The 12837-nt window shown below is 68.4% G+C and carries 15 protein-coding genes; 7 read left to right on the top strand and 8 right to left on the bottom strand.

Going from position 1 to position 12837, the window contains the following annotated elements; genetic code table 11:
* Positions 1 to 201 precede the first annotated feature (201 nt).
* Together ACZ3HV_RS07105 and ACZ3HV_RS07110 are read left to right on the top strand one after the other, a co-directional pair.
* Entirely contained in the window at positions 202 to 1488 is a 1287-nt protein-coding gene (locus ACZ3HV_RS07105; protein ID WP_465681779.1) for a citrate synthase, read from the top strand.
* Positions 1489 to 1643: 155 nt separating this feature from the next.
* Positions 1644 to 1850: a hypothetical protein gene (locus ACZ3HV_RS07110; RefSeq protein WP_465681781.1), complete on the top strand. Its 207-nt coding sequence runs from the start codon at positions 1644 to 1646 to the stop codon at positions 1848 to 1850.
* A gap of 71 nt (positions 1851 to 1921) precedes the next feature.
* Here ACZ3HV_RS07110 and ACZ3HV_RS07115 read toward each other — a convergent pair whose 3' ends face one another.
* Positions 1922 to 2377 carry a nuclear transport factor 2 family protein gene (locus ACZ3HV_RS07115; RefSeq protein WP_465681783.1) on the bottom strand — a complete coding sequence of 152 codons (456 nt, stop codon included), beginning with the start codon at positions 2375 to 2377 and terminating at the stop codon, positions 1922 to 1924.
* 120 nt (positions 2378 to 2497) lie between these two features.
* Between ACZ3HV_RS07115 and ACZ3HV_RS07120 the strand changes: the two genes are divergently transcribed.
* Both ACZ3HV_RS07120 and ACZ3HV_RS07125 read left to right on the top strand, forming a co-directional pair.
* Entirely contained in the window at positions 2498 to 3046 is a 549-nt protein-coding gene (locus ACZ3HV_RS07120) for a TetR/AcrR family transcriptional regulator (protein WP_465681785.1), read from the top strand.
* Entirely contained in the window at positions 3043 to 4035 is a 993-nt protein-coding gene (locus ACZ3HV_RS07125) for a glycoside hydrolase family 18 protein (protein WP_465681787.1), read from the top strand. Before ACZ3HV_RS07120 ends, ACZ3HV_RS07125 begins: the two co-directional genes overlap by 4 nt.
* 6 nt (positions 4036 to 4041) lie before the next feature.
* On the opposite strand, the gene ACZ3HV_RS07130 is transcribed toward ACZ3HV_RS07125, so the two are convergent.
* The gene (locus ACZ3HV_RS07130; protein WP_465681789.1) at positions 4042 to 5724 is read right to left on the bottom strand and encodes an ABC-F family ATP-binding cassette domain-containing protein; all 1683 of its coding nucleotides are present in this window, start codon (positions 5722 to 5724) and stop codon (positions 4042 to 4044) included.
* Between the two features lie 107 nt (positions 5725 to 5831).
* Between ACZ3HV_RS07130 and ACZ3HV_RS07135 the strand changes: the two genes are divergently transcribed.
* From ACZ3HV_RS07135 to ACZ3HV_RS07145, 3 genes are read left to right on the top strand one after another with little or no spacing between them, the layout of a single operon-like run.
* Positions 5832 to 6251 (top strand): hypothetical protein, encoded by a 420-nt coding sequence (locus ACZ3HV_RS07135; protein WP_465681791.1) that lies wholly within the window; start codon positions 5832 to 5834, stop codon positions 6249 to 6251.
* Positions 6248 to 7417, top strand: a complete 1170-nt coding sequence (locus ACZ3HV_RS07140; protein ID WP_465681793.1) for a hypothetical protein — start codon at positions 6248 to 6250, stop codon at positions 7415 to 7417. Before ACZ3HV_RS07135 ends, ACZ3HV_RS07140 begins: the two co-directional genes overlap by 4 nt.
* The gene (locus ACZ3HV_RS07145; RefSeq protein ID WP_465681795.1) at positions 7414 to 8442 is read left to right on the top strand and encodes a hypothetical protein; all 1029 of its coding nucleotides are present in this window, start codon (positions 7414 to 7416) and stop codon (positions 8440 to 8442) included. Before ACZ3HV_RS07140 ends, ACZ3HV_RS07145 begins: the two co-directional genes overlap by 4 nt.
* On the opposite strand, the gene ACZ3HV_RS07150 is transcribed toward ACZ3HV_RS07145, so the two are convergent.
* The 6 genes from ACZ3HV_RS07150 to ACZ3HV_RS07175 form a co-directional block, all read right to left on the bottom strand.
* Positions 8381 to 9142: a hypothetical protein gene (locus tag ACZ3HV_RS07150; RefSeq protein ID WP_465681797.1), complete on the bottom strand. Its 762-nt coding sequence runs from the start codon at positions 9140 to 9142 to the stop codon at positions 8381 to 8383. The genes ACZ3HV_RS07145 and ACZ3HV_RS07150 overlap by 62 nt on opposite strands.
* The gene (locus ACZ3HV_RS07155; RefSeq protein WP_465681798.1) at positions 9135 to 9656 is read right to left on the bottom strand and encodes a SigE family RNA polymerase sigma factor; all 522 of its coding nucleotides are present in this window, start codon (positions 9654 to 9656) and stop codon (positions 9135 to 9137) included. The genes ACZ3HV_RS07150 and ACZ3HV_RS07155 overlap by 8 nt, the downstream gene beginning before the upstream one ends.
* Before the next feature lie 16 nt (positions 9657 to 9672).
* Positions 9673 to 10287: a class I SAM-dependent methyltransferase gene (locus tag ACZ3HV_RS07160; protein ID WP_465681800.1), complete on the bottom strand. Its 615-nt coding sequence runs from the start codon at positions 10285 to 10287 to the stop codon at positions 9673 to 9675.
* Positions 10280 to 11092, bottom strand: coding sequence for a tRNA pseudouridine(38-40) synthase TruA (gene truA / locus ACZ3HV_RS07165; protein WP_465681802.1), 813 nt, complete (start codon positions 11090 to 11092; stop codon positions 10280 to 10282). Before truA ends, ACZ3HV_RS07160 begins: the two co-directional genes overlap by 8 nt.
* Positions 11093 to 11156: 64 nt before the next feature.
* Positions 11157 to 11705, bottom strand: a complete 549-nt coding sequence (rplQ, locus tag ACZ3HV_RS07170) for a 50S ribosomal protein L17 (protein WP_465681804.1) — start codon at positions 11703 to 11705, stop codon at positions 11157 to 11159.
* A 41-nt stretch (positions 11706 to 11746) separates the two neighbouring features.
* A complete protein-coding gene (locus ACZ3HV_RS07175; protein ID WP_132402598.1) occupies positions 11747 to 12772 on the bottom strand; it encodes a DNA-directed RNA polymerase subunit alpha in 1026 nt (341 codons plus the stop codon).
* Positions 12773 to 12837: the final 65 nt, after the last annotated feature.

Here is a 12837-nt window from a genome sequence, read left to right on the forward strand (position 1 = left end):
TGGAACGCACAACAGCAGCCCAGAATACCGGCGACGGCGCCCCGGGGTCAAAGCGAGCCCAGGCGCTCAGGAGCCCCCGGCTTGGAAGCAGCTGAGGACAGCACTAGTTTAGCGGTGAAGATTGCAGTCCGAACCCGCGTCCCGCCGGCTGACTTACCCTCATTCATCCAGGCGATGACGCCAGCTTCCGAAGAGGGCATTGTGACCGAACAGTCGCTCACCGTCCGGGACAACCGGACCGGCAAGGACTTCGACCTTGCCATCACCGATGGCACCATCCGTGCCGCCGACCTCAAGCAGATCAGCGCATCCGACGACGACGGCGGGCTCGCCACCTACGACCCCGGCTTCGTCAACACGGCCTCGTGCCGTTCCTCCGTCACCTTCATCGACGGCGACAAGGGCATCCTGGAGTACCGCGGTTACCCGATCGAGCAGCTCGCCGAGCAGTCGAACTACCTCGAAGTGGCCTACCTGCTGGTCAACGGCACCCTGCCGAACAAGGCGGAGTACGAGGCCTGGGCGCACGACGTGACGTATCACACGTTCGTGCACGAGAACCTGAAGACGTTCATGCAGGGCTTCCGCTACGACGCGCACCCGATGGGGATGCTGCTCGCGTCGGTCGGGGCACTGTCCACGTTCTACCCCGAGTCGCGCAACGTCTTCGACGAGGAGTCCCGGGCACTGCAGATCCGGCGGCTGATCGCGAAGATGCCGACGCTCGGAGCGTTCGCGTTCCGGCACGCCCAGGGCAAGCCGTACGTGTACCCGGACAACGAGCTCAGCTACACGGCGAACTTCCTGTCGATGCTGTTCAAGATGAGCGAGCCCAAGTACGCCTCCGACGATCGCCTGGTGCGGGCGCTGGAGATCCTGTTCATCCTGCACGCCGACCACGAGCAGAACGCCTCCACCAACGCGGTCCGGGCGATCGGCTCCACCCAGGTCGACCCGTACACGGCGGTTGCCGGCGGCATCGGCGCGCTCTACGGCCCGCTGCACGGTGGCGCCAACGAGGCGGTGCTGAAGATGCTCCGCCGGATCGGCTCGGTCGACCACGTGCCGTCGTTCATCGACGGCGTGAAGGCCGGCGAGGAGCGGCTGATGGGCTTCGGCCACCGGGTCTACAAGAACTACGACCCGCGGGCCAAGATCATCAAGAAGGCCGCCGACGACGTGTTCGAGGTGACCGGGATCAACCCGTTGCTGAAGATCGCCGTCGAGCTGGAGAAGATCGCGCTGGAGGACGAGTACTTCGTCTCCCGCAAGCTCTACCCGAACGTCGACTTCTACTCCGGCCTGATCTACGAGGCCCTGTCCTTCCCGCCGGAGATGTTCACCGTGCTGTTCGCCATCCCGCGCACCTCGGGCTGGCTGGCCCAGTGGCTGGAGATGCTCGGCGACGGCGACCAGAAGATCGCCCGCCCCAAGCAGATCTACACCGGCGCCCGAGGCGTCCAGTACGTCCCCATGGGCGACCGCTGACCCCACGCCCGTAGAACGGCCCCTCCCTCACGGAGGGGCCGTTTTGTGTTTGAAGCACACCCAACAAAGGACACCAACTGGGTTTGACGTGGCCTGCCGAGTCGTGGGTTCGGGTTTTGTGCAGCGGCGTGTCTTGGGCCGAATCTCACGACTCGGTGGTTGGTACTCCCGCCTTCGACCACGACTCGACGGGTGGGTCCGGGGCGAGCGAGTACATCGACCTGTCCGACTCGGAGTCCCCGTTGTTCGTCGGCCGAGCAGTAGCAGCCCTCGCCGCCGACCCTGACGTCACCCGCCACACCGGCCAGGTCGTCCGTACCGCCGGGCTCGCCGAGGAGTACGCCTTCACCGACCCTGGGTGATGTGCAGTGATTGGAGATGGCCCCGGGCGGGCTTGGTGACTCGGTCCGGGGCCATCCGGCGCCTCTGCCGACTACGACGCGGCGGTGGCGCCGGCCGGTTCCCGGAGTTTCGCGACGAGCTGGTCGACCTGGCCACGGGCCCGGATCATCGCCAGGTGGTCGATGTAGTCGCGGGACTCGACGATCAGGCCGTCGCGGACCCGCAGGACGAAAATGGCCGGCACGGTGAACGGCTCACCGGTCGCGATCACGGTCCCGGCGTACTCGAACTCGGCGACGACCACCTCGGGGTCGGTGGACTGGTGGACCCGGATGTTCTCCGGCTGGAACCGCACCACCTCGGAGACCCGCGGACCGTTCGCACCGAAGTGCTCCCGGAGCGCTGCACGGGACAGCAGCGGGTGGTCGCCGTACGGATTCATCGGATGCCGTACGTCGGTCTGTTCGGCGTACAACTCGGGGAGCACCGCGAACTCGCGGTCGGCGACGCCGTGGACCAGCTTCAGGAAGACCTCTTCGGGAGTCATCGGGGTTCCTCACAGGGTTAAATGGAGTGACGACTCCGAATATACGGAGTGGCGACTTCGTTTACAACCCGGGCGCGGTCTGGCGCGTCTCCTAGGCTGAGGGCGGCGAAGGGGAGCAGGGTGCGAGCAGACGCGCGGGACAACCGGGCCCGGATCATGACCGCGGCGGACGAGGTCTTCGGGCGGTCGCCGAGTGCGTCCACCGACGACGTGGCGCGACTGGCCGGGGTGGGGATCGCGACCGTGTTCCGGCACTTCCCGACCAAGACCGAACTGCTCGAGGCCGTGCTCACGCTGCGGCTGGAACGGCTGCGCGACCGGGCGCTGGAGCTGGCGGACAGCGACGATCCGGGTCCGGCGTTCTTCGGATTCTTCACGCAGGTCGTGGCGGAATCCGCGTCGAAGCTGGCAATCGCCGAGGCGCTCGGCGCGGCCGGCTCGGTGGCCGGAGCGGACGCACGGCAGGCGGGCAGCGGTCTGCGGGAGGCGTTCGACGGGCTGCTCACGCGGGCTCAGCGGGCGGGCGCCGTACGGAAGGATGCCGAGTTCCCCGAGGTGTACGCCCTGCTGATCGGCGCCTCGCGGGGCGCGACCGCGACCGGGCTCGAGCCGGACGTCCGGGACCGGATGCTGGCGCTGATCTACGACGGCCTGAAGCCGCGTTCGTGAGGCGGCGCTGGTCTCGCCGGCGCCGGGTCGTGCTGGTGGTCGCGCTCACCTTCGTCCTCCTGGTCTCGGCGTACCCGATCTCCCTGCGGGTGGCGTACGCCGGTGAGCCCTCGGCGGAGGCACGGACGCGGAACCACGACGCGCTGTGGCTGGGGCATGCGTGGGTAGATGGACGGAAGACGACGGCTGACGTCACTGCGCTGGCCAAGCAACTGGACGGCACGGGGATCCGGGACCTGTACGTGCACACGGGTCCGCTGGAGCACGACGGGTCGTTGCCCTTGGCAGAGGTTTCGCCGCGGGCCGCGTGGTTCGTGGCAGCTGTGCGCGCTGCGGCTCCCGACGTCCGCGTGCAGGCGTGGTTGGGTGACGTCGTTCAGCCGGTGAAGAACCCTGGCATGGATCTGGACGACCCGGCCGTCCGGAAACGAGTGGTGGCGTCGTCGGCCGCCGCACTCGACCAGGGCTTCCAAGGCATCCACTTCGACTTCGAGCCGGTGCACTCCGGGTCGAAGGGCTTCCTCGCCGTGCTGGACGAAACACATGTGCTCACGGCTGCCCGCGGCGTACCCCTGTCGGTTGCAGCGGCCCAGATCGACCCACTCTGGCATTTGAATACCTTGGGCAAGTGGTGGTCACAGGACTACTTCGGTGAGGTCGCCCGGCGCGTCGAGCAGATCGCCGTGATGTCCTACGACACCGCCATGCCTCTGGAGTCCTTGTACGGCGGCTATGTCGCCAAGCAGACCAAGCTCGCACTCGAGGTCACTCCCCCATCCACAGACCTCCTGATGGGTCTCCCGGCGTACTGGGAGAGCAAGCCGTCCCACTGGGGCCACGCGGAAACCGTCCAGGCCGCGGTAAGGGGCGCTCGCCTGGGACTGGGCACCTCGAGCCGGCAGAACTTCGGTCTGGCCATGTACGTCGACTTCACGGCCACCCCGGACCACTGGGCGGCGTACCGCGACGGCTGGTGCGTCGCCCCCTAGAACGGGTCAGCGTGCCCGCTCGACGCGGCCTTCGTCCCAGACTGGTTCGTTGGATTCGTAGACGGAGCCATCGGCCCCGAATACCAGGTGACGGTCGAAGCCGCGGGCGAACCAGCGGTCGTGGGTGACAGCCAGGACGGTGCCGTCGAAGGAGTCGAGGCCTTCCTCCAGGGCCTCGGCCGACTCGACGTCGAGGTTGTCGGTGGGCTCGTCGAGCAGGAGCAGCGTGGCGCCGGACAACTCGAGCAGGAGGATCTGGAACCGGGCCTGCTGCCCGCCGGACAGACTGTCGAAGCTCTGCTCGGCCGCGTGGGCCAGCTCGTAGCGGTCCAGCTTCCGCGACGCCAGCTCGCGGCCCATGCCCTCCCGATGGTCGTCGCCCCGGTGCAGGATCTCCAGCAGCGTTCGGCCGACCAACTCCGGGTGCTCGTGGGTCTGCGCGAACCAGCCCGGCCGGACGCGCGCTCCCAGCTTGGCTTTGCCGGTGTGCGCGACCGGCGCGATCTCCACGTCGCCGACCGGCTGGTGCTCCACGTCCGGATCCGACCCACCGTTGGCGAGCAGCCTCAGGAAGTGCGACTTCCCCGAGCCGTTCGAGCCGAGTACGGCGACGCGTTCGCCGTACCAGACCTCCAGGTCGAAGGGCTTCATCAGGCCGGTCAGCTCCAGGCGCGTGCAAACGACCGCCCGCTTGCCGGTGCGGCCGCCGGTCAGCCGCATGCTGACCTTCTGCTCGCGCGGCAGCGCCTGCGGCGGGCCGGCCTCCTCGAACTTGCGCAGCCGGGTCTGCGAGGCCCGGTAGCGCGACGCCATGTCGGAGTTGTACGCCGCCTTCTGCTTGTACATCAGCATCTGGGCCCGGAGCTTCGCGTGCTCCTCGTCCCAGCGTTTCCGCAGCTCCTCGAACCGCTCGAACCGGTGCTGCCGCGCCTCGTGGTACGTCGTGAAGCCACCGCCGTGCGTCCACGCATTGTTGCCTGCAGCACCTAGTTCCACGGTGACGATCCGGGTGGCGGTGTTGGCCAGCAGCTCCCGGTCGTGGCTGATGTAGAGCACGGTCTTGTCGGTGCTACGCAGCTGGTCCTCCAGCCACCGCTTCGCGGGTACGTCGAGGTAGTTGTCCGGCTCGTCGAGCATCAGGACCTCGTCCGGGCCACGCAGCAGGGCCTCCAGCACCAGGCGCTTCTGCTCACCGCCGGACAGCGTCTTCACCTCGCGCCAGCGACAGCGGTCGAACGGTACGCCGAGGGCGGCCGTCGTACACACGTCCCAGAGGACCTCGGCGTCGTACCCGCCGACCTCGCCCCAGTCCGCCACCGCCTGGGCGTACTTGAGCTGGGTCTTCTCGTCCTCGGCCTCCATCATCGCCAGCTCGGCCTTGTCCAGCTTGGCCGCGGCCTCCCGGATGGCGTCCGGCGCGACCCCGAGCAGCAGGTCGCGCACTGTCGACGAGTCCCGGACCGAGCCGACGAACTGGCGCATCACGCCGAGTCCGCCGGAGCGCGAGATGCTGCCACTGTGCGGTTTCAGGTCGCCCGCGATGATCCTGGTCAGCGTGGTCTTGCCGGACCCGTTCGCCCCGACCAGCGCGACCTTGGCCCCGTCCCCGACCCGGAACGTGATGTCGTCCAGCAACACCCGCCCGTCCGGCAGCTCGTAGCCAACCCCGGCGACATCCACGTGACCCATCCCACCAGTCTGACGGCCCGGCCCCCACCAGGCGAACAGTTATCGCGGGGAAGAGACCCTCTGGGCCGGAATGATCTGCGCTGTCCTGAGGTGAGGAGAGGGTGCGGATGCGGACCGACGCTCAGTACGAGGCCGTCGAGGCAGAGCTCCAGCGGCAGTTGGACCTGCTGTATGGCGCGGACTCGGTGACCGTCGACGCGGAGCGGAGCCGGCTGCGTGCGATGGCCGAGCAGGTGGAGAACGCGGAGTGGCGGCGGCGCGCCATCGCCAGAGCGGAGCACCTACCCAGGCTGCTGGCAGGTCCGCCACCAGGCACCAGTGCGCCCTATCTGGAAGCACAGCGCTTGTACGCCGAGGCAGTCATGTCAACGGCGTCACCCAGCGACCGCATCCCCGCACTGCAGCGCACTGTGGAGCGCATTGGCGGTCTGGCCGCGCAAGCGCCTCCCGCCGAGGCAGGCGCCGTACTGATGCTGAACAGCACGCTCGTCGAGCTGATCGGCGTGCTGTCGGAGGAGCCGCGGTGAACGATCTGCAGCGCGGACCGGAGATCCTCCCTGGCACGTGGGAGTACGAGTGGATGGCACGCGTGGTCCGTGCGGTCGAACAGCGCGCCGGTCGGTCGTCGAACTGGAACGGAAGGCTGTACGAGGAGCCGTTGCCGGTCGCTGGCCGGGTGGACAGCGATGGCAGCATCACGGTCAATCGAGCCGCCGTACTGGATCCGGCCCGAGTCGCCGACACCACCGACCAACGGCTCGCACCCGACGACGGGTACGCCGCTGGCAGGGCCGCCGTACACGGGTTGCAGCTGGCCCGGCTCTCCCTGTCGACACCTGGTGACGAGAGCCTCCCCGGTGCCACCAAGCTGGGCTCACTCGAGGAGATGGCACTCGAGCAGGGGTTCGCCGACCGGTGGGCGCACCACCACTCCGACGAGGCGCTGCTCGAGGACATCGGCATTGGCTGGGATCAGGGAGTGAACACCACCACCATGAGCGCGAGCTCACCTGCCTACACCACCGCCACCGACACGATGATGTACACGCTGTCCGGCCAGAGCGGCGTGCCGGTGAGCGAACTGCGGGCGACGATCGAGAAGACCGGTCGCGCGCAGCGTTTCACCGCGATCGCCGACCAGATGATCGACAACAAACTGGGCGACCTCGTACCGGACGAGCACCGCGCAGAGGTCCGCGAGGCGCTCTCCGGGCCGGTACGGCGCGAGCTTCGCGGGCTGACGATGACGGAGCTCAGCCAGCACGCTCATCCGGGCACCAAACTCTCCTGGGGCCATGAGTCCGCCGAGTGGGCGATGACCGAGCTCAGCGCGAATCTCGAGGACATCGAGTCGCACTACCGCGGCTGGGACGACCAGCATCCCGGCACCGAGCCGCCCAGGATGCCGGCGGAACTGCACGACACCTTCCGCGACCGGCAGGAAGAGGTGCGGCAGGTCTGGGCCGACCGGGGCTGGCCGGCGCAGGAGCCGGTGCAGGGGTACGAGGACAACGCGAAGCTCCCCGAGCAGTCGTACCCGTCCGCGCAGCAGCAGGAGATCAAGGACCTGCAGCGATTCCTGTGGTCCCACACCGGATCGACCGCTCAGGCCCGCCCCGCAACTGCCGCCGAAACCTCCGACAACGTGCACAAGCTCGACACACGGCGCACTCCGGGCCGCGGCGTCGAGTGATCGATCCCTTCCCCCTCGGCCCCGAGATCCCCCGCGGCACCCGCGAGTACGCCTGGGTGGCGAGCGTCGTGGAGGCGGCCGAGCAACGCAGCGGCGTACCGTCCCGGTGGAACCGGCGGCTGTACGAGGAGCCGCACACCATGCTCCTCGCCACCGCACGTGGCGACGGAGCGATGACGGTCAGCCGGCCGAACATCACCGACCCCGTCCTGCGCGCGTACGACGCCCAGCGGCCCCTCACCGACCTGGAGAAGGTGCTGGCCCGGCGCGGCGCGATCATCGTCGCGCACGAGGCCGAACACCACATGGCCGACCTCGGAGACGAGGCCGCACCCGACGCGATCCCGTTCCCGTCATCGGAGGAAGTCGCCATGGCCGAGGGCCTCGCGGACACCAGAGCGTTCCGCAACGCCGACGCACTCATCCAGGACATCGGCATGGACCACGCGGTGCCCGGAGTCCTCGACGTACAGGTGGCTGCGACGTACCCGGGCTACAACGCCGGCGTCAACGGCGTGATCCACGGCCTGCACAAGCTCACCGGTCTGCCGCCGGACGAGGTCAGAGTGGCGATCGAGCGCACGCCCCGGCTGCAGCGCTACAACAAGATGGCCGATCTGCTCATCGACAGCCGGCTGGACGGTCTGATGCCACCGGAGCACCGCTCGGAGGTGCGTGCCAAGCTGGCCGGGCCGCTGCGGTATGAACTTGGGGCGCTGACCAGGTACGAGGCTCCGAACGGCGACCCGAAGAAACTCGACGGTCTCGGCCGGGAGTTCTCGGCCCGGGCAATCCGGAACGTCGGGCGGGAGCTGGAGTGGATCGAGTCCGACTACCGTCGCGCAGTGGATCCGGAATCCGCACATCTGCAGAAGTTCCTGCAAAGCCCAGGAGGCGCTGCGGCAGGTGCCGGCGCGGCAGGTGCGGGCGCGGCCGCTGGAGGGGCCGCGGCCGCTGCGCCGTTCACCAGTCTTTCAAGGCGTTTAGATAGGTTCCGCCCGGCGGACGGACCGTCCCGGTCATGAAGAGTTTGAGCGGGGCGGCGTACAGACCGTAGGTGTGGGTGCCGGTGAAGAAACCGGCCGAGTCACAGCCGTCGTACTCGACCCAGATCTCACGGATGCCGGCCGCCGTGTCGAACCGCAGCACGATCGCTTCCGACGGCTGCGCGGTCTGTGGCGCGCACTTGAACACGGGGAGAGCCGGGTTGCGTTCCGGCAGCACCTTGATCGCGTCGACCACCTGCTGTGCGACCTCCGCAGTGAAGCCCTGCTGTCCGAGCAGCGCACCCGTGCTGAGCTGGTAGCGGCAGGCCTGGAGCCCGAGCACCGGGGTGTTCAGGTCGAGCCCTGCCGGTACGTCGTGCGGCCCCTCGGCCTTGAGAATCGGGTGATCGGCCGGGCAGCTCACCGCAGCCTTCGGAGGAACCAACCCTTGCGACGACTTGTCACCGCTGGACGCCGCCCCCTCGCTCTGGCCGCTGCTGTCACTGGCGTTCGAGGCGACCGGTGACTCACCACTCGCCAGGTTCCACACGCCGCCGATGGCGACCGCCACCACGAAAGCCGCCGCGGCCATGCTCAGCGTCTGCCGCCGCTTGCGGACGCGCCGGCGCGCCTCTGACGCCATCCCCCGGCCCCGCAGGTCACCAGCGGCATCGGCCTGGCTCTGGAACGCCGAGGTGATCTTGGGGCCGAGCTCCTGCTCAGGGTCGTGCTCAGGCATCCTCGGCTCCTTCCTTGCTCAGCGTGGTCTTCAGCGCCGCGAGTGCTCGATGGACGTGCGACCGGGCGGTCGCCTCCGCGCAGTGCAGCAGCTCACCGATCTCGGCGTACGAGAGCTCCTCGTAGAAGCGCAGTACGACGGCTGCCCGCTGTTTGTCCGGCAACGTCGCGCACAGCGCCCAGACGGCGTCCGACTCCGCCCGTGAGGCTGCCCCGTCCGGAGCGGCCAGGGCTGTCCTGACGGGATCGTCCGACGGCGCCTCGCGCCGGCGGAACCGCCGCCACCAGGAGATGTGCGCGTTCACCACCATCCGTTTCACGTACGCCTCGGGGTCGTCGGCGCGGCTCACCCGGCTCCAGCGGGCGCAGGCCGTCGTCAGGGCATCCTGGACGGCGTCTTCGGCCAGGTTCGCATCGCCCGTGAGGACATAGGCGAACCGCAGCAGGGCGTCCGCCTTCGCGGTCACCCACAGCTCGAAGTCGAGCGAGCCAGTCCGTGCCTCTGCTGCCGCCAAGGCTGCCTCCATACCCTCAGGACGGCGCTGGCCCCGCGTTCGTTGCACGCAGGACCCGGAACCCCTTCGCGCTGCCGACCCGCACGCAGGGGTAGCCCTGCTCGGTCATCCAGCGCTGCAGCGAGTCACCGCCGAGGTTCTTGCCGACGACGAACCATGCCACGCCACCGGGGGCAAGGCGAGCCAGCCAGTGCAGCAGCATCTTGTGCAGCTCGGGCTTGCCGATGTGGATCGCCGGATTCGACCAGATCTGGTCGAACACCACCTCCGCCGGTACGCCGTCCGGCAGCACCGGGTGCACGCGGTCAGCCACCCCGGCGGTCCGCGCATTCTCCCCGGTGAGCTCCAGTGCCCGGGTGTTCACGTCGACCGCCCAAACGGTCGCCTGCGGAGCCTCCACGGCCAATGCGCAGGCGATCGGCCCGTAGCCCGTCCCCAGGTCGAGGAACGTGCCGGAGCCTGTCGGCGGATCCACCTCGCGCAGCAACACCGCCGTACCGATGTCCAACCGGTCCCGGGAGAACACTCCGGTCGCAGTGGTGAACGTGTACTCGCGTCCCCAGATCCGGGCCTCGACGGTACGGCGTACATCCGCGGAGCCGGGCTCCGCCGAGAAGTAGTGGTCAGCCACGCTGGTGCACCTCTCCCCTGACCTGACGGGCCTGGAGAGCCCGAGCGGCCAGCTCGTCATCGGCCGGGTAGCGCACTTCCTCCAGTGTGAGGCCGTGCGCGGGCAGCACCGACACAGCAGAGTCCCGCACCTTCCCAGCCAGTACGGCGGCCGGCCAGTCGACGTCACGCCGTCCGTCACCCACAGGGATCATCGAGCCCACCAGAGCCCGGACCATCGAGTGACAGAAGGCATCCGCGACCACCGTGCCTTCCAGCTGCCCGGGAGCCGTCCGCTGCCAGGAGTACTCCAGCAGTGCGCGCACAGTGCTGGCGCCCTCTCGTTTCTTGCAGAACGCCGCGAAGTCGTGTTCACCCAGCAGTCCGGCAGCGGCAGCATTCATCCGATCCACATCCAGAGGGCGGCCCACTCGCAGTACGTAACCGCGGGTGAGCGGGTCCCAACCGATCGCATCGTCACATAAGCGGTAGACGTACCGACGGGCCAGGGCGGAGAAACGGGCGTCAAAACCCTCTGGAGCCGCGCTGACGGCCGTGACAGCCACATCCGCTGGTAGGACGCCGTTCAGGCTTCTGAGCAGCCTGAGTGGCTCTACAGCGCCTTCGACGTCCACATGGGTGACCTGGCCGCGGGCATGTACGCCGGTGTCGGTCCGGCCGGCGCATGTGACGGTCAGCGGCTCGGGCAGCCGCAGTACGACGCGGAGGGTCTCCTCGAGGACGCCCTGCACGGTCCGGAGGCCCTCCTGACGAGCCCAGCCGTGGAAGCCCGTTCCGTCGTACCTCAGGTCGATCCGCCAGCGCACACGGCAATCTAACGCAACAGCGCCCCCGCACCGTGAAGTGAGGGGGCGCTGCCGAACAGCTCGTTTACTTGTCTTCGGTCTTGGCGTCCTCGACGACGTCCTGGACGTCCTCGGTCACGACGTCCTCGACCTTGGCCTCGTCCTCGACCTTGGCGTCCTCGACCTTGGCCTCGTCCTCGGCAACCGGCTTCTCCGCGGCAGCCTTCTTGGCCGGAGCCTTCTTCGCCGCGGTCTTCTTGGCCTTCGGCGAGTCCGCCAGCGCCTCGACCAGCTCGATCTTCACCATCGGGGCGTTGTCGCCCTTGCGCGGGCCGAGCTTGGTGATCCGGGTGTAGCCGCCCGGACGGTCGGCGTACCGCTCGCCGATCTCGGTGAAGAGCACGTGCACGACGCTCTTGTCCTTGATCCGCTTCATCACCTGGCGGCGGGAGTTCAGGTCACCACGCTTCGCCTTGGTGATCATCGACTCCGCCAGCGGCTGCAGGCGCTTGGCCTTGGCCGCGGTGGTGGTGATGGCGCCGTGCTCGAACAGCGACGTCGCGAGGTTGCTGAGGATCAGCTTCTCGTGCGCCGGGCTGCCGCCCAGCCGGGCACCCTTGGTGGGGGTAGGCATCTCTTACTCCAGAAAGGATTTCAGGCCAGCGGCCCGGGGGTTCAGTACTGCTCGGTCTCGGCGAAGCTCTCGTCGTCGTCCTCGGACTCGGTGCCGTAGGCCTCGGCGGCCGCGCGCAGGTCGAAGCCGGGGGGCGAGTCCTTCAGCGACAGGCCCATCTCGGCCAGCTTCAGCTTGACCTCGTCGATCGACTTGGAGCCGAAGTTGCGGATGTCCAGCAGGTCCTGCTCGCTGCGCGAGATGAGCTCACCCACGGTGTGGATGCCCTCGCGCTTGAGGCAGTTGTACGACCGGACGGTCAGCTGCAGGTCCTCGACCGGCAGCGCCAGGTCGGCCGCCATCTGCTCGTCGACCGGCGACGGGCCGATGTCGATGCCCTCGGCCTCGACGTTCAGCTCGCGGGCCAGGCCGAACAGCTCGACCAGCGTCTTACCGGCCGACGCGACGGCGTCGCGGGGCAGCATCGACGGCTTGGTCTCGACGTCGACCACGAGGCGGTCGAAGTCGGTGCGCTGCTCGACACGGGTCGCCTCGACCTTGTAGGTGACCTTGAGGACCGGGGAGTAGATCGAGTCGACCGGCATCCGGCCGATCTCGGCGTCCGCGGACTTGTTCTGGATCGCGGACACGTAACCACGGCCCCGCTCGACGACCAGCTCCATCTCGAGCCGGCCCTTCTCGTTCAGGGTGGCGATCTTCAGGTCCGGGTTGTGCACCTCGACACCGGCCGGCGGCGCGATGTCGGCGGCGGTGACGTCACCTGGGCCCTGCTTGCGCAGGTACATGGTGACCGGCTCGTCGTGCTCGGAGGAGACGACCAGGTCCTTCAGGTTCAGGATCAGCTGGGTGGCGTCTTCCTTGACCCCGGCAACGGTCGAGAACTCGTGCAGGACGCCGTCGACCTTGATGCTGGTCACGGCGGCACCGGGGATGGAGGACAGCAGGGTCCGGCGGATCGAGTTGCCGAGGGTGTAGCCGAAGCCCGGCTCGAGCGGCTCGATCACGAACCGCGAGCGGTGCTCGTCGACGACCTCTTCGGTCAGGGTGGGGCGCTGTGCGATTAGCAACTTCGTGTTCCTTCTCTGTCGCGACGACCACTATTTGAGGTCGCGAGGGCTGAAGGACCGACCAG

The organism is Kribbella sp. NPDC020701 (genome assembly GCF_055562215.1).

Bases quoted from the DNA above. Each gene is read 5' to 3' on its own strand.
- ACZ3HV_RS07130 (WP_465681789.1), bottom strand. From the start codon at position 5,724: ATGGGTCACGTGGATGTCGCCGGGGTTGGCTACGAGCTGCCGGACGGG.
- rplQ (WP_465681804.1), bottom strand. From the start codon at position 11,705: ATGCCTACCCCCACCAAGGGTGCCCGGCTGGGCGGCAGCCCGGCGCAC.
- ACZ3HV_RS07135 (WP_465681791.1), top strand. From the start codon at position 5,832: ATGCGGACCGACGCTCAGTACGAGGCCGTCGAGGCAGAGCTCCAGCGG.
- ACZ3HV_RS07115 (WP_465681783.1), bottom strand. From the start codon at position 2,377: ATGACTCCCGAAGAGGTCTTCCTGAAGCTGGTCCACGGCGTCGCCGAC.
- ACZ3HV_RS07150 (WP_465681797.1), bottom strand. From the start codon at position 9,142: ATGCCTGAGCACGACCCTGAGCAGGAGCTCGGCCCCAAGATCACCTCG.